Source organism: Parabacteroides sp. KHUB-03 (genome assembly GCF_056640975.1).
The window spans coordinates 2,934,559-2,958,272 of the sequence record NZ_CM153257.1; the positions used below are offsets into that span (position 1 = coordinate 2,934,559).

A 23,714-nucleotide genomic window follows, 5' to 3' on the forward strand; every position below is an offset into this window, starting at 1 on the left:
CTATTCCAGGAGAAAGCAAGATTATACTGATGGGAACGACATTTGCTACCTCTTTCAGTCGCTATCTTCTTTCTGGCTCATTAAATGCCCGGATCGGGAAATGGACAGTCAATGCAGCTGCCTCAGCTACCTTCATACCCAAAGATGGAAGTGAAATGACATCAGTCAGACTATATCCGGATAATAAAACCAGTTTTTCAAGTTTATCCAAATTCGACAATAAGGGTTCCATCCTGAAATGGATTGTAGATTATGCCAATAAAGTCTCACTCTCCTGGAGTTTTAAGAGCGGTAAGAAGGTGAACAAAAGATTCAGTCAACAAAAGAAAAAAAACATGGATTGTCGCAGGTTTATGCTGCTGTATATCCCCCATTGTCAGTATGTTTGCAGCTATGCCAATTCTATTTGTGGAAGCGCTTATCGTTTCCATGACAACAACAATGCTCGGATTAGTAATCAAAGCAAAGGTAATCAACAACTAACGGCTTATGTTTAAAGAATTAGATCCATTACTTCATTCACAATTACGGTTGGCTGTCATGTCCATTCTTCTCTCGGTAGAAGAAGCGGATTTTGTCTATCTGAAAGAGAAAACAGAAGCTACGGCCGGCAATTTAAGTGTACAAATAGATAAACTGAATGAAGCAGGCTACATCCAGGTAGAAAAGAGCTTTGTCGGCAAGAAAGCCCGAACCATACGTTAATGCGTTGAAAGGGTACATTGGATAAAGAGAAATAAAAAAAGCCTGTCAATTGTTTTGACAGGCTTTTTTGTATTATTAATATGAAAAATTTATTTGATCACATACAATGAACTGATAGATTCGTCTTTACATACACGACGGATAGCCTCAGCAAACATATCTGCAATAGAAAGCACTTTCACCTTCTCGCATTTTTTTGCATAAGGTATAGAATCGGTAAAGATCATCTCTGTAAGCGCGGACTGGTCTACACGCGTAGAAGCAGGATCCGACATTACGGCATGACTGGCAATGGCACGTACGGATTTAGCTCCATTTTCCATCATCAGGTTAGCAGCCTTTGTAATAGTTCCAGCTGTATCGACCATGTCATCAACCAATAATACATCCAATCCTTTCACATCACCAATAATACGCATCTCTGCCACTTCATTGGCACGTAAACGGGATTTATGGCAAATCACCATTGGCAAGCCCAAATATTTAGAATAACTGCTGGCACGTTTTGTACCACCGACATCCGGCGTAGCTATGCACAAATTATCCATTGGTAAAGAAGACTTGATATAATCAAGGAATACGGATGATGCATACAAGTGATCTACCGGGACATTGAAAAATCCCTGAATCTGATCAGCATGCAGATCCATCGTAATCAAACGGTTAATACCTGCCGTACTTAACATATCAGCAATTAACTTAGCACCGATTGACACACGGGGTTGGTCTTTTCTGTCTTGGCGTGCCCAGCCAAAATAAGGAATTACCGCAATGATAGAATGAGCCGAAGCACGTTTGGCTGCATCAATCATTAAAAGCAGTTCCATCAAATTGTCCGAATTAGGAAACGTAGATTGTACCAAGAATACATCCCTGCCACGAATAGATTCTTCGTAAGAAACCGAGAATTCTCCATCGGCAAAGTGTTGAATGTTCATCTGCCCCAGAGGACAACCTAGACTGTTGCAAATTTTCTCTGCAAGATACCGGGAGTTGGTTCCCGAAAACACCAAGAAAGGAGTTTGTGCACTCATTATTCCGAATATTTATCTTAAAGTGAATTGTTTTAATGTGCCGCAAAGGTATAAAACAATTGTCAATTATTATAAGTAAATTTCAATAATTTGCCGGAATAAGCAGAAAGCACTACCTGATAAGGGTAAGCATCAGTGAGTGTACTAACGGTATGTTCTGTTGTCAGCAGGTCTGTCAATACAGCTGCTTTGTTATCTTCAAAACCTAATGCTTTAAATGCATCAGCCGGTATTTCCACGCGTACAGTTTGCTCCGCCTTGTCAAAATTAACTACAACCAATAAAACTTCATTTTTATACTTACGCATAAACACATATTGACGATGCGAATTAAAATACGGATTCGATTTATTTGCATACATCAAATCATAAAACTCGCCATTTGCAATAACAGGCTCATCGTGCACTACATTCAATAATTTACCATATACTTCACGTAGCCGTTTCTGATCATCAGTTAGTTTTCCTCCGTCAAACTTCCAGTCATCGATCCAATTACGCAAAGACTCCACACTCCAATAATCAAAAATTGTGGTACGTCCGTCACGACCGCTAAACCCTTCCTGATCCATGCCACGTTCACCAACCTCCTGACCGCTATATATCATTACCGGATTCACATTCATTGCTGCGGAAACAATCATGCCGGGAACTCCGGGACGGGCATCGCCCGCAAAGAAATCCGAAGCGATACGTTGTTCATCATGGTTTTCCAAGAAATTCAACATATTATGCCGGATACCTTCCAACGCTTGCCAGGAATATGTAATATTACTCGCAGGAGCCCGCCCCGTCATAACCGCACGGACTGTATCATACAAGCCTACTTTATCGTATAAATAATCAAAATGTCCGGTATAAATATAATTCCGATACTCGTCCGGATTATATACTTCAGCAATGAATATTATATCCTTATAGATCTTCTTTACCTCAGGAATAACCCAATTCCAGAACTCAACCGGAACCATCTCCGCCATATCGCAGCGGAAACCGTCAACACCTTTATCTGCCCAAAACAGTAAAATGTCTAACATTTTATCCCATGTACCGGGACGAGGATCAAAATGGCAGGTTCCGCCATTCATATAATCTACACCATAATTCAGTTTCACGGTCTCATACCAGTCATTTTTTCCCGGAGAAGCACTAAAACAATTATTTCCTGTAACTTTAGCAGGGAATTCGCTATATTCGTAGTCTTCTTCCTGAGCTCCGAAATGCAGCGTTAGCGACTGCCCCGGCATATAATAAAAATTATTATTCGCATCAAATGCTTTTGTTGTATTATCTTGCTGTCCCAAATCTTGCACAAACGGCAGCCGGACATCCGAATTATATTGACGTGCCACATGGTTCGGCACAAAGTCTATAATAACTTTCATTCCGGCATTGTGCGTACGCTTCACCAGTTCTTCAAACTCCTTCATTCGCCCATGTACGTTGTCCGCCAAGTCCGGATCTACATCATAATAATCTTTGATTGCGTAAGGGGAACCGGCCTTGCCTTTCACTACGGCATTATGATCTTTACGTATCCCATAAGCTGTATAGTCTGTTTTTGTTGCATGCTCTATTACTCCGGTATACCAAATATGAGTTATCCCCAACTCCTTAATTTTGGCTAAAGCTTTCGGCGTAAAAGCAGAGAACTTTCCTACGCCATTCTTCGTTTTATCTCCATACTTTACCAGGGAAGCATTCAAGTTCCCGAACCATCGAGGGAACACCTGATAAATAACCATCTTTTCCATTTGTTTCATCGTGTTATTCATCGACTCAGTTTTTTATTTCCGGAAAGCCCCGCACAAAAATCATTAAGGCTGTAAAGCTCTGTTCTTTTTTGTAGTAATAGCTTTCACCAACGTTTCAAATTTGTTTTCCCGTAACACTTTCTCGAAAGCGCGTCCGGCAGCGGCATAACCGATATTTGTTATAGTCTCTACATTTTCAAGGTCGAAAGTTTTATACAGCCCGAACTCTTCCGCTTCTATCAACACATCGCACATCTCCCGGTCTTCCAGTGTATTGGCACGGAACATATAATGATAAGACCGTTCTGCGATATGAAATATCGTCTGCTTATATTTTTGAGAAACAAGCGGACTTACATTCACGCCTATTACTTTATCACATACATCACGTATTATCGAGACAGGGAAATTATGGAACAATCCGCCATCCACATAATGCACTCCATTTATCACAACCGGACTGAATATAATAGGAATGCTGCATGAAGCCGTAACAGCTTCAACAATAGGACCGCTCCGGAACTCATGACTTTCGCCATTATCCAAATCGGTTGCCATAATTACAATCGGGATCCTCAAATCCTCTATATTTTTAGTTCTCAAATGCCTTTTCAGAAAATAACGGAAGCGTTTACTATCAAACAATCCGGCTTTGGGCAACTGTAACTGGGCGAATTCAGAAAACTCGCGTCCGGTAAAAAGTTCCTTGATTTCGTCTGCCGTATATCCGTCTGCAAACAACGTTCCCATCAAAGCTCCTACACTTGTTCCGGCTATTATATCCGGCATCAATGCACATTCTTCAAGCATTTTGAAAACTCCGATATGCGCAAAACCCTTTGCTCCTCCTCCACTCAGAGCTAAACCTAATTTATAAGCTTTACGATCCGTTTCTCCTGTCATCTGCATTTCACTTCTTTATATCGGTAACAAATATGCTGTTTTTTTTAGTATGAAACATAATTATTCATGAAAAAGTTTCCCACCGGTTATATTTTTGCTACATTTACGGATAAAGATAAAGCGTCAATATTTCTACTATATTACATAAACTTTAAATCTGTCGGCTATGGTTACAAGTATTTTCTGGATTATTCCGCTGGCGTCTCTCATAGCGCTGGCGTTTGCCTGGTATTTCTTCAGACAGATGATGAAAGAGAGTGAGGGTACTGAATTAATGGCAAAAATTGCATTGCATGTACGTACGGGAGCCATGTCTTATCTGAAACAACAATACAAAGTAGTGGCTCTTGTCTTTCTTGGCCTTGTTGTCTTGTTTTCCATTATGGCTTACGGTTTGAAAGTTCAGAACGAATGGGTGCCCATTGCATTTCTGACAGGCGGCTTTTTCTCAGGGCTTGCCGGGTTCCTCGGAATGAAAACAGCGACTTATGCTTCTGCACGGACAGCCAATGCAGCACGTACATCATTAAATAAAGGGTTACAAATAGCTTTCCGAAGCGGTGCCGTTATGGGATTAGTTGTGGTAGGACTCGGATTGCTCGATATTTCATTCTGGTATATATTACTGAACGCCTTTATTCCGGAAGAAGCATTAGCCCCGACACACAAACTTACAATCATTACAACAACAATGCTGACATTCGGAATGGGTGCCTCAACACAAGCTCTGTTCGCCCGCGTAGGTGGTGGCATTTACACCAAAGCCGCAGATGTAGGAGCTGATCTTGTTGGTAAGGTTGAAGCAGGAATTCCAGAAGACGATCCACGCAATCCGGCTACTATTGCAGACAATGTTGGTGATAATGTTGGCGATGTTGCAGGCATGGGAGCCGATTTATACGAATCCTACTGCGGTTCTATCCTTGCCACTGCAGCATTAGGCGCAGCGGCTTTTGTTGCATCAGGCGATACAGAGATGCAATACAAAGCTGTTATTGCACCCATGTTAATTGCTGCCGTAGGCATCGTTTTATCAATCATCGGTATATTTGCCGTACAAACCAAAGAAGATGCTTCAATAAAAGCATTGTTAAAAGCATTGGCCATAGGAACAACACTCAGTTCGGTACTGATTGCTATTTCCACATTCGGTATATTATACCTGTTAGGTATGCAGAATTGGTTCTGGATAGGATGTTCCGTTATAATCGGTTTATTAGTAGGCATAGTTATCGGACAAGCAACGGAATACTATACCTCCCAGTCATACAAACCTACCCGAAACGTATCTCTAGCCGGATTAACCGGCCCTGCCACTGTGATCATCTCCGGTCTGGGATTAGGTATGCTTTCAACAGCCATTCCTGTATTGGCTGTCGTCACAGGCATTATATGTTCTTTTTTATTTGCTTCCGGGTTTGATTTCAACAACGTAACTATGGGATTATACGGAATCGGCATAGCTGCTGTGGGCATGCTTTCTACCTTAGGTATCACATTAGCGACAGATGCCTACGGACCGATAGCAGACAATGCCGGAGGAAATGCAGAAATGTCAGGACTAGGGAAAGAAGTACGCAAGCGTACCGACGCATTGGATTCTCTGGGAAATACTACGGCCGCTACAGGCAAAGGTTTTGCCATTGGTTCGGCAGCATTAACAGGACTGGCATTGCTGGCTTCTTATATTGAAGAGATAAAAATAGGACTATTACGGCTTGGCGAAACAGTTCTTTCTTTTGCCGATGGACGTACTATCGAAATATCCAAAGCTTCTTTCTCCGACTTCATGTTTTATTATGATATTACATTGATGAATCCAAAAGTATTATCCGGCATGTTTATCGGTTCTATGATGGCCTTCATGTTTTGTGGGCTTACCATGAATGCTGTAGGACGTGCAGCAGGCCACATGGTAGAAGAAGTTCGCCGCCAGTTCCGCGAAATAAAAGGTATCCTTACCGGCGAGGCTGAACCAGATTACGCCCGCTGTGTAGAAATAGCAACAAAAGGTGCTCAACACGAAATGGTTCTTCCCTCCATGCTGGCAATTATTGCTCCGGTATTGACAGGTTTTATATTCGGTGTTTCGGGTGTTGTAGGCCTACTTATTGGCGGATTAAGTACCGGATTCGTACTGGCTGTATTTATGGCTAATGCCGGCGGTGCCTGGGATAATGCAAAGAAACATATTGAAGAAGGTAATCATGGGGGCAAAGGAAGCGAAGCCCACAAAGCAACTGTCGTTGGAGACACTGTTGGCGATCCGTTCAAAGACACATCCGGTCCAAGTCTCAACATACTCATTAAACTTATGAGTATGGTTGCAATTGTAATGGCCGGCCTGACTGTGGCCTGGAGTATATTCTGATTAATAGCCCTAAATGGGTTTATGTCTATGGCAAATGCTATTCTGTTTATAGAATACGGTAGTATTTTCCCGCCTAAAAAAGTTGAGTTGATAACTGTCAACCGCTTGGCTGACAGTTATCAACTCAACTTTAGTTCGGTATGTCCTGTCCCAGGATCATTTGTATCAATCCTACAACATGATCCTCCGCAATATTGGGCTGGAATTTCAATGTCATTTCCACTCCATTTTTTGAATTCCGAGGTTTCAAATCCGAAGTAAATACACCTTTCGGCAACGTAACTTTTGCGAGCTGTGCTACATCCTTTAACTCTTTACGAGAAGCCTCCGGCACCGGAGAAGCCGCTACCTCTCCATTAGCTACCTTCATAGCTCTTTCCCCCATCACGTCGGCTTCATGTTCAAGCTCTGCATTGTCATTCACAGGCATTCCGCCTACTACGGTCGTAGGCTGCACACGTCCTTGCATTTGCTGAACTACATGCCAGGCTTCATGAGATAAAAGGTGCTCCTGTCCCGGACCTAAATAAATATTTGTTCCTTGTGCATAAGCAAGCGCATTAATGTTTGCCGGCCTGGGAGAGTCATAATGCACTCTTACATCATCTAACGTAAAGCCAGAGAGAGTCTCGATTGCACTCTTTAAGTCCTGAGGCAATTCCTTTACATATCCTGCCATAATTATTATCTGTTTACCCTCCTACTCTGTTAAAGGCTTTTCGGAACCCGCCTGTTATTTTGTTATCTCTGTAAGCCTACGGAAACAAAACTAAAGGCTACGTAAAAAGATAACTATTATAATTTGTGAAACAGGGAATCCGGTTTGCGAACAATAGAAAAAGAGCTTCCTGATAAAATTCAAACTCTCATCCGCAGGAATATATATTTTAACAACGATCTGTAAGCCAAAATGAAGATTTGCTTGTATCTTTGCCGCCGGTATAACATAAAAACAATCCGTATGTCAATCTCACGCTTTAATGCAGTAGAGAAGGCTTCCAACCGTAAAGCCGTCGAAGTAATCACTCCCAATCGTAAAGTATCCGAATATTTCGGTGAGAATGTTTTTAACCGTAAGGCTATGCAAAAGTATCTTTCGCAAGAAACTTACAAAGCCTTAACCCACGCCATTGACAATGGTGCTCCTATCGACCGGCAATTTGCTAACCACGTAGCTGCCGGTATGCGTATGTGGGCCCTGGAAAAAGGCGTTACCCACTACACGCACTGGTTTCAACCACTTACAGACGGAACTGCCGAAAAGCATGACGCTTTTGTTGAACATGACGGCAATGGCGGCATGATTGAAGAATTCAGCGGAAAACTGCTTGTACAACAGGAACCGGATGCATCCAGCTTTCCAAACGGAGGTTTAAGAAACACCTTCGAAGCCCGCGGATATTCGGCCTGGGATCCTTCGTCTCCGGCATTCATCGTAGACGACACTTTATGTATCCCTACCGTCTTCATTGCCTACACAGGCGAAGCGTTAGACTATAAAACTCCGTTGATCCGCTCGGTTGAGGCTTTAGGAAAAGCGGCAAAAGAAGTTTGCAACTATTTTGATGAAGACGTAAATAAAGTAATCACCTTCCTTGGCTGGGAACAGGAATATTTCCTGGTTGATGAAGATTTATATTCTGCACGCCCGGACTTATCATTGACAGAACGTACTTTACTGGGACACGAAAGTGCCAAAAACCAGCAGTTGGACGATCATTATTTCGGCGCCATTCCTTCTCGTGTACAAGAGTTCATGAAAGAGTTGGAAATCGAATGTTATAAACTGGGTATTCCGGTAAAAACCCGCCATAATGAGGTTGCTCCGAACCAGTTCGAATTAGCACCTATTTATGAAGAATGTAATCTGGCAAACGACCATAACCAGTTACTCATGTCGGTTATGAAACGCGTTGCACGGCATCACAATTTCCGTGTATTGTTGCACGAAAAGCCATTCAACGGTGTGAACGGTTCGGGCAAACACTGCAATTGGTCGATGGGTACAGATACAGGCATCAACTTATTCTCACCGGGCAAAGACCGCGAAGACAATTTGCGCTTCATTACTTTCGTAGTCAACACTCTGATGGCTGTATATAAATACAATGCATTACTGAAAGCCAGTATTGCATCGGCTACGAATGCACATCGTTTGGGAGCAAACGAAGCGCCTCCTGCAATCATTTCCTCTTTCCTGGGAACACAGATTTCAGAGATATTGGACAAGTTCGAAAACAGTTCCATTGAAGATGCCATAGAAGTAGACGATAAGAAACGCTTACATCTGGGATTCGGGCAAATACCCGAACTGTTATTAGATAATACCGACCGTAACCGTACGTCGCCTTTTGCTTTCACCGGGAACCGTTTTGAGTTCCGTGCATTGGGTTCATCAGCCAACTGCGGTTCGGCCATGCTGGCATTAAATTCTGCCGTAGCCTATCAGCTACGCCAATTCAAGAAAGATGTGGAAGCACTTCGCGCTGCCGGAAAAAGCAAGGAAGCTGCCATCTTTGAAGTACTGAAAGAGTATATAAAAGAATCCAAACCGATCCGTTTCGACGGTAACGGTTACTGCGACGAATGGAAAGCGGAAGCTGCACGCCGCGGGCTGGATTGCGAAAACAGCGTTCCGTTACAATACGATGCTTATCTAAAACCGGAAGTAATAAAAATGTTTACAGCTACCGGCGTACTGAGTGAGAAGGAGCTGGAAGCACGCAACGAAGTAAAATGGGAAGTCTATATCAAAAAAGTACAGATAGAAGCGCGCGTATTGGGTGATCTGTCAATGAACCATATCATTCCGGTAGTACTGCATTACCAGTCTTTATTACTCAGCAATATCACCAAACTAAAAGAGACATTCAGTGCGGAAGAATATGAGGAGTTGGCTGCAGAGCCGCGTCGTTTGGTACGTAAAATATCTCAGCATGTAGGTTGCGTTACAAAAATGACAGACGAAATGATCGAAGCCCGCAAGATGGCAAACCGCATCGGCGACCTTCGCACACGTGCTGTTGCTTATCACGATACAGTGGCTCCTTATCTGGATGCTATACGCGACCATATAGATGAGTTGGAACTGATGGTGGACAACCAGATGTGGCCGCTACCGAAATACCGCGAACTGTTATTTATCCGGTAAACACGACCCTACGGAATATAAGAGAGGGGCTGTCTGATTGTTCAGACAGCCCCTCTTCTTTTGTTAACTCTATTTCATAGCTTTAGGCTACTAAAATTTCACGTATGGTGCTTTCATCAAGAAGTCGTAATCATATTTCACTGCTTGTAGCGGTGTCATATTATAAGTTTCCTGTTCTATGAAGTAATCTTCCAATCCGGCTTTATCCGCCACGGCAAACAAAGCTTTGAAATCTACCATGCCTTTTCCCATTTCCGTACTACCTTTTCCATTCGGATTGGCATCTTTCAGGTGCCAGTTAGAGAAACGTCCCGGATAACGGTTTACATAATCATGGCATTTATAGCCTCCGAATACCACTTGTGCCGTATCCATCTGGAAAGCAACCAAATCTTTGTCAGTATTCTCGATCATGACGTCGAAAGGAATCTCTCCGTCCAGCTTATGAAATTCGTCCACATGGTTATGGAAAGCAAAGCGCAGACCGTTAGCTTTTGCCATTTCGCCACACTTATTAAACTGGTCTGCCAAACGTCTTACATCCGAAATGCTCTTAATATCTCCGGCAGGATAACCGGCTTGTATAATCCACTTGCAACCCAATTCGGAAGTAGCATCCATATTCTTCTTCCAGAAATCCCAACCTTCGGCATTACCATTGGCAATCAGGCCACTTCCGGTATGCGAACCAACCATTTTAGCTCCCAAATCATTCAGGTATTTCTTCATTTCAGCAGGAGTTTTGCCATAAAACTTACCTTCTTTATAGCCGGCTGCTTCCAATCGTTTGTAACCAATGTTCACTACAGCTTTCATCGTTGCATCGAAGTTTTTCTCCAAATCCTCGCGCACACTGTATAATTGCAAACCTATTGCTTTTTCTTTATTCGCCAACACAGAAGCGAATCCATCAGGTACCACACTTAAAGCAGCAACAGCAGCTCCTGCTTTTAAAAAATTTCTTCTTGTAATCATATCTTTATTATTTTCTTTAAGATTAGCAGCGCTAAAGATAAAAAAATATTTTTACTTTCGCACAAAATTCAGACGGTCAGTCATGCACGGTACAAAAAATCTAACAAAAGGCCCTATCACCCGCCAATTATTCAATCTGGCAATCCCCATAATGGGAACCTCCTTCATCCAAATGGCATACAGCATAACAGATATGGCCTGGGTTGGACGACTGGGAAGCGAATCGGTAGCTGCCGTTGGAGCAGTGGGTATTCTTACCTGGATGACCAATTCGATCGCCTTATTAAATAAAATAGGAGCAGAAGTCAGCGTAGGGCAAAGCATCGGAGCCCAGAACCAGAAAGATGCCAGACTTTATGCATCTCATAACCTGACCATTGCCCTGATACTTTCCATCTGTTGGGGGCTATTGCTATTCGTTTTTGCAAATCCTATTGTCGACATTTATAAACTGGAAACACCGATTGCCACAAAAGCCGTGGAATATCTGCAGATCATTTCTACAGCATTTCCATTTATATTCCTTACGTATGCTTTCACAGGCATCTATTATGCAGCCGGACTAAGCAAAGTTCCATTTTATATAAGTGGGACAGGACTTGTGATGAATATGATTCTGGACCCCTTATTTATCTTCGGATTAGGATGGGGAACAGTTGGCGCGGCATGGGCTACATGGCTATCAGAAGGAATTGTAGTTGTCCTCTTTATCTATCAATTAAAAAAGAGAGGTAAACTGCTTGGCGGATTCCCTTTCTTCACCAAATTGAAGAGCAAATATGCAAAACGTATCTTCCAACTAGGACTTCCTGTTGCGGCACTTAATACATTCTTCGCTATTATTAACCTATTCATGGCACGTACAGCCTCTACTTACGGAGGACATATCGGGTTAATGACGCTTACAGCCGGCGGACAATTAGAAGCAATTGCCTGGAATACATCTCAGGGATTCAGCATGTCGCTCAGCGCATTCGTAGCACAAAATTATGCTGCCAAATGTAAAGAGAGGGTTATGAGTGCTTACTACACGACAATGAAGATGACAACAACGCTCGGTATTCTTTGTACTTTTCTATTTGTTTTCTACGGAAGTGAAATATTTTCATTGATCGTACCGGAACAAGCAGCCTATGAAGCAGGTGGGATCTTCCTCCGCATAGACGGCTATTCCATGATATTTATGATGCTTGAAATCACAACCCAGGGAATATTTTATGGAACAGGACGCACTATGCCTCCTGCGATTATCAGTATCACGTTTAACACGCTTCGTGTTCCGATAGCCATCGGGCTCACAGCGATAGGATTCGGTGTAGCAGGCGTATGGTGGGCCATCAGTATTTCAAGTATGCTTAAGGGGATTGTTGCTTTTATCTGGTTCCGTATTTTACAAAAAAGAATATTGTAATTACTTTTCTCCTGACAGAAAAGTAATAATCCTTACATTTGCAACTCAAGTAAAAAACAGAATCAATATGGCAAACAAATTGAAACCGGAAACCCTGTGTGTACAGGCCGGCTGGCAACCCCAAAAAGGAGAACCACGAGTACTACCTATTTATCAGAGTACGACATTCAAGTATGAAACCAGCGAACAGATGGCGAAACTTTTCGACCTGGAAGAGAGCGGATTCTTCTATACCCGCTTGCAAAATCCGACAAACGAAGCCGTAGCCGCCAAAATTGCCGCCCTTGAAGGAGGCGTTGCTGCTATGCTTACTTCATCCGGACAGGCAGCCAGTTTTTATGCCTTCTTCAATATCTGCGAGGCAGGCGATCATATTGTAAGCGCAACCAGCATTTATGGCGGAACATATAACCTGTTGGCTGTTACGCTTAAGAAGTTAGGAATTGAATGTACATTCGTTGACCAGGATGCCAGCGAGGAAGAAATAAGCAAAGCGTTCCGTCCAAATACAAAACTAATGTTTGGAGAGACACTTTCCAATCCCGGAGTAATGGTATTGGATATAGAGAAATTTGCCCGTATAGCCCATAAGCACGGCGTTCCTCTGATCGTTGACAATACGTTTGCAACACCTATTAACTGCCGTCCGTTTGAATGGGGGGCAGACATTGTTACTCATTCCACAACAAAATATATGGACGGCCACGCAACTGCTGTAGGAGGCTGCATTGTTGACAGTGGCAACTTTGACTGGGATGCGCATGCCGATAAATTCCCAGGCCTTTGCCAACCCGATCCGTCATATCACGGACTTACTTATAGTAAAGCCTTCGGTAAAGGGGCTTTTATCACCAAAGCTACCAGCCAGTTGATGCGCGACCTGGGAGCCATACAAGCTCCACAGAATGCATTCTTGTTGAATTTAGGACTTGAGACACTGCATTTACGTGTACCTCAACATTGTAAAAATGCTTTGGCTGTAGCCAAATGGTTACAAAAATGCGACAAAGTAGCCTGGGTTAACTATCCGGACCTGGAAGACAACAAACATCATACATTAGCCAAGAAATATTTGCCAAACGGTTCTTGCGGAGTTTTGTCATTCGGATTAAAAGGCGGACGCGATGTAGCAATCAAGTTTATGGACAGCCTGCAACTGGCAGCTATCGTAACCCACGTAGCAGATGCCCGTACCTGTGTTCTTCATCCTGCCAGCCATACACACCGTCAACTTACCGACGAACAATTGATAGAAGCAGGAGTTGCACCCGATCTGATCCGTTTCTCCGTAGGTATCGAAAATGCAGATGATATCATTGCAGATATAGAACAGGCATTGGATAAGTAAAGATTAAATAGGAAGAAACCGTCCCAACCGACAAGTCCAGTTTGTTATAAAGCGCTGGAAAAAAGTTGGGACCGGCTCTTCATCTACCAGTAAGTCGGAGCGGAATTCACGCAAAATGAGCCAGTCGGCTTGTTTTACCCAATGAGAGAAGCGGGTATTAGGTTTGTGTGTTTCTGATAAATCGAGTAAGGTATCCAAATCGAATTGGTTACTTATGATACCAGCTCCCTCCAAAGAGGCGTCGAAAGCGTTGCAAGCTTGTTCTATATGAGTAGGAACCATAAGGACAGGCTTATTCAAATACATCGCCTCGCAAACAGATTCAAAACCGGCTGTTGTTGCATATGCCTTTGCTCCAGCCATATATTCAATAAAAAGTGTGTCATTTAATTGGTGGAATGTCAGATTCGTATCCACCTGCAATTCCGCAGAAACGTTCTTTTTATCCCAAAAGAAATGCATACTTACCTGCGGATGCTTTTTATGCCAAGTCCCAATTTCTTCACTAAAACCGCTATTTAAAAGATAACCATGTAAATAATTGCCATTACGGGGTGTTGCTTCAAGCACCTCTTGCCTTAGCAAAGGAGGTACCACAATTATCCTCTTTGATGGAACTTCACGCATCTTCCTAAAAGATAAAGCCAGTTTCTTCACCGAACCAATTGCTGTCATCAGGGTAAAGAATTTGAGAGAAGCCAGAGACAAAGAGTTTAACCTAGGGAAACTAAAGTCCGGGTGTAGAAAAAGGTATTGATGGGCGATGCATATCATTTTTGCCCGGGGGCGGAAGAATAAATAGGTCAATCCGGTCAGCAACTCATAAAAATTCACAACCACATCCGCTTTTGTCTCCTTTATAATCCGGTTTATATATAATATACTTGCTACATATTTATGCAGGCGGGCCAAATTATAAACAACACTCTTCAATAAATTAGCTTGTTTATTTTTAGCTGTCGGCAAAAAGTTAGGACTTTCAAAAGAAAAAACAGGCGTTGCTATTTTCTCCGTAAAGAACAAAGGCAACCTGCGTGCGGGACTCTTACCAACAAGCACGCCTACTACTTCATGTCCTTCGGCAACGAGTTTCTGTTTTAAAGACAATGCCTGGGTTAAATGTCCTCTACCCTCACCCTGCACAATAAAAAGTATCTTCATATAACAGCTGAATAATAATGTTCTTTTTGTATATCTTTTTCCGTATTGTTTTCCAGATTACTGTAAGAGATAACATTCCATTCTCCATCTTCATTTTCTACAAGGGCAGTCATACTTTCGACCCAATCACCCGAGTTCAGATAATGAATATTCCCATAATACACATTGGCAGCCTGATGGATGTGGCCACATATAATGCCATCCAGTCTTTTGGCCTCGGCCAATCTTACCAGTTCACTTTCAAACTTCGATATATATGAAACAGCGCTTTTAACTTTATGTTTTACTTTTTGAGATAAAGAATAATAAGTTTTACCTTTTTTTTCACGATAACGGTTATATATCTTATTCACCCACAGGAGAAATGTATATCCGGCATCTCCCAGCATTGCCAGCCAACGCATATTGGAAGTAACTGTATCAAAAATGTCACCATGCGTTACCAGATAGCGTTTGCCGTGGCTTTCCAACAAATAATCTTTTACAATAGAGACATTCGATATTTGAAAAGGTATTAAGTTATCCAGAAAGTCATCATGGTTTCCACGAACATAAATAATCTGTGTTCCTCTCTTCTCCATCATTTTCATTAATACTTTAAAGAAGTCCGTATGTTTTTGCTTCCACCGTTTACCAGTTTTTTTAAGTTGCCAGCCGTCAATAATATCACCATTTAAAATAAGATGTTTGCAATCTACATGTTTCAGGAAGTTGGTTACTTCTTCCGTTCGTGAATGCTCGGAACCTAAATGAATATCGGATAAGACTATTGTCGGGTAATATGTTCTTAATTCCATGTTGTTTCTCTAATTTAATACAGAACAAATGAACGATATCTATATTACAACTATAAAACAAGACAATGAAGATAAAATGACAAAGGGCTATTCCCTCACAGGAACAGCCCTCCAATTCAAATGTATTAATTATTATTTATAAATCACTCTTCCGACTGAGTAGCTTCATAAGCCTTCAATAATTTATCTTGTACATCAGACGGAACAAGCTCATAATTAGCAAATTTCATTGTAAATGAAGCACGGCCACCAGTTATAGAACTCAAAGAAGTAGAATAAGAAGACATTTCTTTCAAAGGAACTTTTGCCGATAATTTCTCAAATCCCTTTTCACTATTCATACCCATAATGATAGCACGACGTCCTTGCAGATCACTCATTACATCTCCCAAATAGTCGGCTGGAACAGAAACCTCCACATCATAAACCGGCTCCAAAATCTTTGGCCCGGCTTCCTTAAATGCAGTGCTGAAAGCATTACGGCCTGCAAGCATGAAAGATATTTCATTACTATCTACCGGGTGCATCTTTCCATCATAAACAATTATACGTACATCACGGGCATACGAACCGGTTAATGGACCTTGTTCCATACGTCCCATAATACCTTTCAGAATAGCCGGTAAGAAACGGGCATCAATAGCTCCGCCAACAATACTATTTACAAACACAAGCTTACCACCCCAATCGAGATCAATTATCTGCGTATCGCGCACACTGATTTTGTATTCCTGTCCGCCAAAACGATACATATCCGGAGCCGGCATACCTTCGTAATACGGTTCTATAATCAAATGAACTTCGCCAAACTGACCTGCACCACCGGATTGTTTCTTGTGACGATAATCCGCACGTGCGGCTTTAGTAATCGTTTCACGATATGGTATTTTGGGTTCAATATATTCGATTGCTACTTTATCATTGTTTTCGATTCTCCATTTTAATGTACGAAGATGGAATTCACCCTGGCCGGAAACAATAGTTTGCTTCAATTCCTTTGATTGTTCTATTACCCATGTCGGATCTTCCTCACGCATACGAATCAATATCTCCATCATCTTTTCTGCATCCGCTTCATTCACAGGTTTAACAGCACGACGGTATTTAGGGTCAGGATATTTTATAAAGTCAAAACGATAATCGCATCCCTTTCCATTCAACGTATTACCACGGCGAACGTCTTTCAACTTCACAGTTGCACCAATATCTCCGGCAACCATTTCCGTTACCTCGTTACGGTTCTGACCCGCAACAGAGAATAGCTGGGCAATACGTTCTTTCGAACCACGGTCGGCATTCATTAAATCATCACCTTCCTTTACTTTACCTGATATCACTTTAAAATAAGAAACCTGACCGATATGAGGTTCTACTGTAGTTTTAAAGAAAAACAAACTGGTAGGGCCATTTGAATCCGGAGTAACTTCCACGCCTTCTGTTGTTATCAGGCGAGGCATTTTATCTGTACAAGGAACCACGTTCCCTAAGAATTCCAAGGTACGGCGCACGCACATATCACGACCTGCGCACACGCAAAATACAGGAAACATATCGCGTCTTACCAAACCTGCACGAATGCCTGCACGCATATCATCTTCGCTCAAAGTTCCTTCTTCAAAGAATTTTTCCATCAGCATGTCATCATGTTCGGCTGCAGCTTCAACCAGTGTTTTGTGCAAATCCATGGCTTTTTCCATTTCATCCTCCGGTATTTCCAATACTTCAGGAACTCCTCCTTCCGGTTTCCAACGATACATCTTCATCTTCAACACATCAACGACTGCATTAAAAGCAGCACCTACATTCACCGGATACTGGATTAAAACCACTTTCCCTCCCCAACGGTCTTGCAGTTGGGCAACAGTCCCGTCAAAATCCGCTTTATCATTATCCAACTGGTTTACCACAAAGATAACCGGTTTATGAAATTGTTCTGTATACCGGAACTGATTAATAGTTCCCACCTCAACTCCATATTGGGCATTCAATACCATCAACGCCGTATCTGTCACGTTCAAAGCCGAAACCGCACCGCCTATAAAGTCATCCGAACCGGGACAATCTATAAAATTCAGTTTACGATCCTGCCATTCAACACTGAAAACGGTTGAGAACACTGAGTAACCATACTCCTTCTCAACCGGGAAATAGTCGCACACCGTATTACCACCGTCCACTGTGCCACGACGTTTTATAACTCCACCCTCGTAAAGCATAGCTTCAGCGAGAGTGGTTTTCCCAGAGCCCGAACTTCCCAAGATAGAAATGTTCTTAATTTCGTTTGTTTGGTATACTTTCATGATTTCAGGTATTTAATGAGTTTAACAATAAAGTTTCTTTTTCATGAATATCGCGTCATGAGGCCGCAAATTAGAGATTGTTAAGGAGAAAAGCAACGCATACACCCCTGTTTGAGAACTATGTTATTAAGCAGGCTAGACTTTAAAAGTCTCAAAAAGTCGCGTCATAAACCAAAGCAATGGCTATTTTTATTTAAGTTTGCTACGTTAAACAATCAAACCAAACAATATGGCAGGGCTTTATATACACGTTCCATTTTGTGCCAAGCGATGCTTGTACTGCGATTTTTTTTCCAATACGAAGATGAAATACAAAGAATCGTATGTAGCCGCCATCATCAGGGAAATAGACCTCAGAAAAGAATATTTAGCCAACGAACCTTTGAATACTATTTATTTCGGAGGTGGTACACCCTCCCAGTTAGAAGCTTTTGATTTTGAAAGAATATTTGACGCAATCTATCGCTCATTCAACTGCTCAAACTGCCAGGAAGTTACACTAGAGGCAAACCCGGACGATATGACTCCCGAATATGTAGCCATGCTCTGCAACTTTCCATTTAACAGGGTTAGTATGGGAGTGCAGAGTTTTAAGGAAACAGACCTTCATTTTCTTAATCGCAGGCACAACCGCAAGCAAGCTATTGAAGCAGTCAATCTTTGTAAAGACAACGGCATATACAATATCAGCATTGATCTTATCTACGGTCTTCCTAACCAGACTTTGGCCGATTGGATACATAATCTGGACGAGGCAATAGAATTAAACGTACCCCATCTCTCATCCTATCATCTTATATATGAAGAAGGAACTGCGCTATACAAATTAAAAGAAGCCGGAAAAATACAACCTATAGCGGAAGATTTAAGCGTCAGCCTGTTTTCGTCACTGATAGATAAACTGACCGAAGCCGGTTATCAGCATTATGAAATTTCCAACTTTGCCAAGCCCGGATTCATATCCCAACATAATAGTTCATACTGGACAGGAAAAAAGTATTTAGGCCTTGGCCCGTCCGCCCATTCCTACAATGGAACAGAACGAGAATGGGGTATTTCATCCCTACCCGCATATATCAAAAGCATCAATACCGGTATTCCTTCCATTGAAAAAGAAAAACTGGATCTATACACCCGCTACAACGACTATATCATAACCGGACTCCGAACCATGTGGGGCATCAACCTTCACAAAATTCAGGAGCAATTCGGAAACAAACTCAGAACTTATTGTGAACAACAAGCTGCAATCCATAAAAAACAGGGCTTACTGATTCAGGAAAACGAAACTTTAACTTTTTCCCGCCGGGGAATTTTCATTTCTGACGGAATAATGAGTGACCTCCTTTGGGTTTAATTTTACACAAAAACGCTGGTTTAGACAACGAACAGGCATGTTAAAAGGACATTTGTTGCACATTTTTGTTATTTTTGAGAAGAAAATCAACCAACATTAAAAACTATTACATATATTTGTCCCGTCAAAATACAGCAAGTAGTGCCATATTTATACATTATATCAGGATGCAACGGCGCAGGGAAGACAACAGCTTCTTTTACAATTCTGCCAGAAATGTTGAAATGTAAAGAGTTTGTCAACTCGGACGAGATAGCCAAGGGGCTTTCCCCTTTCAATGCAGACAACATCGCCGTAGCCGTTGAAGCAAGCCGTATTATGTATAAACGTATAAAGGAACTCATCGGAGCCGGTGAGACTTTTGCAATGGAAACTACACTGGCTACCCGTTCGGTTGCAAACCTGATACGGGAAGCACAAAAGATGGGTTACTACGTTACATTGTTATACTTCTGGCTTAATACCCCGGATTTAGCAGTTGAGCGTGTAAAGATGCGGGTTGCGGCCGGAGGACACAATATTCCGGAAAGCACGATTCGTCGCCGTTACGAAGCGGGTATCCACAATCTATTCGAACTTTACATACCTATCAGTGACTACTGGATGATAACAGACAATTCAATGTCGCCTATGGAAGTTATTGCCAAAGGCTTTAAGAATGATAAAAAGGAGATATATAAACCGAGTATTTACACAAAACTTGAACATCATGAGTGAGCAAGAAGTAAGAGAATTCGAGGAAAATATAGTTAGAGGTGCAAATATTGCTTTCCAGCGTTTAGTAACTGAAAAAAAGAAAGAAGATGGCGAACTTGTTTTTTCCCGTAACGGACACGTATTCCGAGTAAAAGCAGCAGACATCGAAAAGTTTATCTAAACTATAAATTCCATTCTAAATAGAATTACCAAAGGGGCTGTTTAACGAATGAAACTCGTTAGGCAGCCCCTTTCAATTGCCTATTCTTTTTTACAGGTTGCCTACCCTGTTCAATTTAGTTGCTTACCCCAATATTGTCATATATGGGCCCCAATAAAAGGTCGTTTAAGGGTTCACTTTGTCACCTTCTGCCACTGTCCTCGGGGGGGGGTATTTCAAAATCTGAAAAATTATCTACAAACATTCTATACAATCATACAATCTGCTATTATAGATAATATTACATGATACTAACGCGGTTTTTAAACCTTTAAAACAGTCAATACGGATTTCATTTTAACACTTCCGCGAACACTTTCCCTGATGCTTGAATAAGCTGTTTATTGCTTATTTAATATGGCTTTAGCCTAAGTTCAATTGCCGTCGGTTTTAACCGACGGATAGTAGAGTCTTCTTCTTTCAAGGACTTCAGCCCAATAAGAATGAGATAATCAAAAAGAACTTTCCAAGAAGAAATTTGGCTGAAGCCAATACAGATAAATCCCTCTTTAGTCCGTCAGCTGAAGCAGACGGCAATTGAAACCAGGCTAAAGCCATAAAAAAAACAGTTACTCTTTCTTACTTAACTTCTTCACAAAACATACAAAGCTTCCCTAAAACAATGGCATTATCATCCGGTTGTTGTTAATGATAGAATTAGATTTAGTTTATAATAGCATTAGATTTAGTTAATAAGGGCGCTTCTTTAATATGGCTTTAGCCTAAGTTCAATTGCCGTCGGTTTTAACCGACGGATAGTAAAGCCTTCATCTTTCAAGGGCTTCAGCCCAATAAGAATGAGATAATCAAAAAGAACTTTCCAAGAAGAAATTTGGCTGAAGCCAATACAGATAAATCCCTCTTTAGTCCGTCAGCTGAAGCAGACGGCAATTGAAACCAGGCTAAAGCCATAAAAGAACAGACCGTATCGGCCATCCCAAAAGAAAGCTGCGCTTAGCTTAGCTTTCTTGTTAGCGGCATCAGCGGCTGGGCGTTAAACGCAGGTAAAAGACGCAGCGACGAAACCAGCGGCTGTCTGAGCGAAGCGAGTTCCGCTGGTTCAGCGAAGTCTTTTGCCGAAGTAGCCCGGACGGTGTAGCCTTGACCTTTTGGTTACTTTTGGGTCAAGCCAAAAGTGACAAAAACAACCTTGTATCTTTTGTCTACTTTTCTGTCAGAAGAAAAAGTAAGCAAAAATGTTCGCGGGAAGCACTAAAATGCAGCAAGCATAACCTCGCAATAATAGAATAATAATATATTTATCAGCAATTTATACCAGACATCAGATCTTTTACAATTTGGGGATAAGCCCCGAAGATGGTGACAGAAGGTGACAAAGTGAGTGATATGTCCAAAGACTATATCACTTTACAATATCCATTTCTTTCAACAGATAACCGGCATTTGCATATTTGTCTATTATAAAAAGGACATAACGGATATCGACAATAATACTACGCTGATAATCGGGTAAATATTGGATATCGCCACCTACACCTTCCCAGTTACGGTCAAAATTAATACCGATCATCTCTCCATTTGCATTCAATACCGGACTACCCGAATTACCTCCTGTAGTATGGGTCGTAGCACTGAAAGCAACAGGCATTCTGCCATCCGGCATAGCATAACACCCAAAGTCTTTGGCCTGATATAATTCTTTCAAACGGGCAGGAACAACAAATTCCCAATTAGTAGAATCTTCCTTTTCCATTACTCCATCCAGCGTAGTCTGGCAACCATAATAATCGCAATCACGCGGGCTATATCCTTTCACTTGGCCATAAGTAAGGCGCAAAGTTGAGTTAGCATCCGGAAAATCAGCAAAATCTCCATGCATAGCCAACAGCCCCTTTACATATTCTTTATGCGCCAAATTATAACTATCGTCAAAACCCTTCAATGCCTCAGTCAGAATCTTCTTTTCCGCCTGCACCGATTTTGCAAATAAGATCATCGGATCTTCCTGAAGAGCCTTAACCGAGGGACGGGCTTTAAAATTATTGAAGTTGGCCTCACTACCGAATATAGATTCTTTAAAAATATAATCTACAAACTTATCAACATCTCCTTTAAATTTTTTATCTATAATGGCAAAATACTCCGGCTGTGATTGTTTTGGTACCAAACGGCAATATTCCTTCAACATTATCTTCGCTATCTTTTTATCTACTTTCGGAGAATAGTTTTTATCGGCAAAACGCAAATAAGCTCTTTCCAGCAATAATAATTGATTTTGTTGTTCTGCGCGGTCTTTTCCACCCAGAGCATCACACATAGATTGGATATCGGTAGTTATATTCGCAAACTCGATACCACGCACCAAAGCTTCGTCAAGCATCCAGTTACGGAAACGCATATCTTTCCGGTCTGATACAATTTGTGCCAATGTCTCCAATGCTTCAGGATATGAAGGTTCCGACATTTTACCGGACCAAGCAATCAAACGATCCTGCTCTTTTTGTTTCACTTGCTCAAAATTGCGATTATTGATAGCCCAATTACAGCCAATAGCATTTTTATAGGCGTTTGTCGAACCGGCATACTTACTGGCATATTGTATACGCACCTGGGGGTCTTTCAGCATTTCTTCCAGCATGGCCTGCTGACGAAGTTCACGAATATTAATTCGAACGGCATTATCTATATCCCGCCTTTCAGCCACTTCCCAGGATGTATAATACTTATTGGTACGCCCGGGAAAGCCCATTATCATAGCATAGTCATTTTCCGCTACCCCTTTCAAAGAGATTTTAAACCATCGTTTGGGACGAAGCGGGACATTTGTTTCCGAATAAGGGGCAGGATTGCCATCAGCATCGGCATACACACGAAACACAGAAAAATCGCCTGTATGCCGCGGCCACATCCAGTTATCTGTATCAGCGCCAAACTTTCCTATCGAAGATGGCGGAGCTCCGACCAAACGAACATCCGAATAAACCTTTTTCGTAAACATATAATACTTGTTGCCTCCGTAAAAAGCTTTGATCTCTACCTCTGCCCCCGGATTATCCTGCAAAAATTTTTCTCCTGCTTTCTTTTTTGCCAGCCCATTCAAATACCTGGAAGAAAGAAAGTTCTGTCTGTTATCTGTATCTTTCTCCAATTCAGCCCTGACATATTCCGTCACATCATCTATTTGATCAATAAAAGTAACGGTAAGTCCGGGATTTGACAATTCCTGATCACGGGTTGCAGCCCAGAATCCATCCGTCAGATAATCATGCTCCAATGTACTATGCTGCTGGATACTTCCATAGCCGCAATGATGGTTTGTAAGGATAAGCCCATCAGGTGAAACAACTTCGCCGGTACATCCGCCGCCGAATATAACGACAGCATCCTTCAACGAAGCCGAATCAGGACTATAAATATCATAATCTTCCAACTTCAAGCCCAGTGCTTTCATCTCCGGGAGCTTCTGTTGTTGCAATAATGGCAACAACCACATTCCCTCATCTGCCATTGCCGGCAACGATAGTACAGCTGTTGCAATAAAAAAAATAAATTTCCTGATCATGGTGTTTA

The 23,714-nt window shown here is 41.8% G+C and carries 17 protein-coding genes and 1 pseudogene; 9 read left to right on the forward strand and 9 right to left on the reverse strand.

Annotated features, from left to right (window positions below; genetic code table 11):
* Positions 1-29 precede the first annotated feature (29 nt).
* Both ACYIB7_RS12670 and ACYIB7_RS12675 read left to right on the forward strand, forming a co-directional pair.
* A complete protein-coding gene (locus ACYIB7_RS12670; protein WP_480337317.1) occupies positions 30-497 on the forward strand; it encodes a hypothetical protein in 468 nt (155 codons plus the stop codon).
* Positions 490-699 (forward strand): annotated as a pseudogene (locus tag ACYIB7_RS12675) (winged helix-turn-helix domain-containing protein); the annotation flags it as partial. The gene ACYIB7_RS12670 and the pseudogene ACYIB7_RS12675, both read left to right, overlap by 8 nt.
* 95 nt (positions 700-794) lie before the next feature.
* Here the strand turns inward: ACYIB7_RS12675 and ACYIB7_RS12680 are convergent.
* From ACYIB7_RS12680 to ACYIB7_RS12690, 3 genes are all read right to left on the reverse strand, one after another.
* Positions 795-1,739, reverse strand: coding sequence for a ribose-phosphate pyrophosphokinase (locus tag ACYIB7_RS12680; protein ID WP_103982586.1), 945 nt, complete (start codon positions 1,737-1,739; stop codon positions 795-797).
* Between the two features lie 62 nt (positions 1,740-1,801).
* Positions 1,802-3,502: an alpha-amylase family glycosyl hydrolase gene (locus tag ACYIB7_RS12685; RefSeq protein WP_103982651.1), complete on the reverse strand. Its 1,701-nt coding sequence runs from the start codon at positions 3,500-3,502 to the stop codon at positions 1,802-1,804.
* A gap of 54 nt (positions 3,503-3,556) precedes the next feature.
* Positions 3,557-4,396 (reverse strand): patatin-like phospholipase family protein, encoded by an 840-nt coding sequence (locus ACYIB7_RS12690; protein WP_099464849.1) that lies wholly within the window; start codon positions 4,394-4,396, stop codon positions 3,557-3,559.
* Positions 4,397-4,562: 166 nt separating this feature from the next.
* Here ACYIB7_RS12690 and ACYIB7_RS12695 point away from each other — a divergent pair, with 166 nt between their 5' ends.
* The gene (locus ACYIB7_RS12695; RefSeq protein WP_103982585.1) at positions 4,563-6,767 is read left to right on the forward strand and encodes a sodium-translocating pyrophosphatase; all 2,205 of its coding nucleotides are present in this window, start codon (positions 4,563-4,565) and stop codon (positions 6,765-6,767) included.
* Between the two features lie 130 nt (positions 6,768-6,897).
* On the opposite strand, the gene ACYIB7_RS12700 is transcribed toward ACYIB7_RS12695, so the two are convergent.
* Positions 6,898-7,446: an eCIS core domain-containing protein gene (locus ACYIB7_RS12700; protein ID WP_480337320.1), complete on the reverse strand. Its 549-nt coding sequence runs from the start codon at positions 7,444-7,446 to the stop codon at positions 6,898-6,900.
* Between the two features lie 282 nt (positions 7,447-7,728).
* Between ACYIB7_RS12700 and ACYIB7_RS12705 the strand changes: the two genes are divergently transcribed.
* Positions 7,729-9,918 (forward strand): glutamine synthetase III family protein, encoded by a 2,190-nt coding sequence (locus ACYIB7_RS12705; protein ID WP_099464267.1) that lies wholly within the window; start codon positions 7,729-7,731, stop codon positions 9,916-9,918.
* Positions 9,919-10,008: 90 nt separating this feature from the next.
* Here ACYIB7_RS12705 and ACYIB7_RS12710 read toward each other — a convergent pair whose 3' ends face one another.
* Complete coding sequence (locus tag ACYIB7_RS12710) at positions 10,009-10,893, reverse strand: TIM barrel protein (protein WP_099464268.1); 885 nt, start codon at positions 10,891-10,893, stop codon at positions 10,009-10,011.
* An 82-nt stretch (positions 10,894-10,975) separates the two neighbouring features.
* On the opposite strand from ACYIB7_RS12710, the gene ACYIB7_RS12715 reads away from it, so the two are divergent.
* Positions 10,976-12,304 (forward strand): MATE family efflux transporter, encoded by a 1,329-nt coding sequence (locus tag ACYIB7_RS12715; protein ID WP_480337323.1) that lies wholly within the window; start codon positions 10,976-10,978, stop codon positions 12,302-12,304.
* A gap of 67 nt (positions 12,305-12,371) precedes the next feature.
* A complete protein-coding gene (locus ACYIB7_RS12720; RefSeq protein ID WP_480337324.1) occupies positions 12,372-13,652 on the forward strand; it encodes an O-acetylhomoserine aminocarboxypropyltransferase/cysteine synthase family protein in 1,281 nt (426 codons plus the stop codon).
* Between the two features lie 3 nt (positions 13,653-13,655).
* Here ACYIB7_RS12720 and ACYIB7_RS12725 read toward each other — a convergent pair whose 3' ends face one another.
* From ACYIB7_RS12725 to ACYIB7_RS12735, 3 genes are all read right to left on the reverse strand, one after another.
* Positions 13,656-14,813 (reverse strand): glycosyltransferase family protein, encoded by a 1,158-nt coding sequence (locus tag ACYIB7_RS12725; RefSeq protein WP_480337326.1) that lies wholly within the window; start codon positions 14,811-14,813, stop codon positions 13,656-13,658.
* Complete coding sequence (locus ACYIB7_RS12730) at positions 14,810-15,610, reverse strand: UDP-2,3-diacylglucosamine diphosphatase (protein ID WP_099464272.1); 801 nt, start codon at positions 15,608-15,610, stop codon at positions 14,810-14,812. Before ACYIB7_RS12730 ends, ACYIB7_RS12725 begins: the two co-directional genes overlap by 4 nt.
* 143 nt (positions 15,611-15,753) lie before the next feature.
* A complete protein-coding gene (locus tag ACYIB7_RS12735) occupies positions 15,754-17,910 on the reverse strand; it encodes an elongation factor G (protein ID WP_099464273.1) in 2,157 nt (718 codons plus the stop codon).
* 229 nt (positions 17,911-18,139) lie between these two features.
* On the opposite strand from ACYIB7_RS12735, the gene hemW reads away from it, so the two are divergent.
* From hemW to ACYIB7_RS12750, 3 genes are all read left to right on the forward strand, one after another.
* Positions 18,140-19,267, forward strand: coding sequence for a radical SAM family heme chaperone HemW (gene hemW, locus ACYIB7_RS12740; RefSeq protein WP_103982580.1), 1,128 nt, complete (start codon positions 18,140-18,142; stop codon positions 19,265-19,267).
* 141 nt (positions 19,268-19,408) lie between these two features.
* On the forward strand, positions 19,409-19,984 hold the full coding sequence (locus ACYIB7_RS12745) for an ATPase (RefSeq protein WP_099464275.1): 576 nt from the start codon (positions 19,409-19,411) through the stop codon (positions 19,982-19,984).
* Positions 19,977-20,144, forward strand: a complete 168-nt coding sequence (locus ACYIB7_RS12750) for a hypothetical protein (protein ID WP_199163412.1) — start codon at positions 19,977-19,979, stop codon at positions 20,142-20,144. Before ACYIB7_RS12745 ends, ACYIB7_RS12750 begins: the two co-directional genes overlap by 8 nt.
* A gap of 1,402 nt (positions 20,145-21,546) precedes the next feature.
* Here the strand turns inward: ACYIB7_RS12750 and ACYIB7_RS12755 are convergent.
* Entirely contained in the window at positions 21,547-23,706 is a 2,160-nt protein-coding gene (locus tag ACYIB7_RS12755; protein WP_480337329.1) for a S46 family peptidase, read from the reverse strand.
* Positions 23,707-23,714 lie beyond the last annotated feature (8 nt).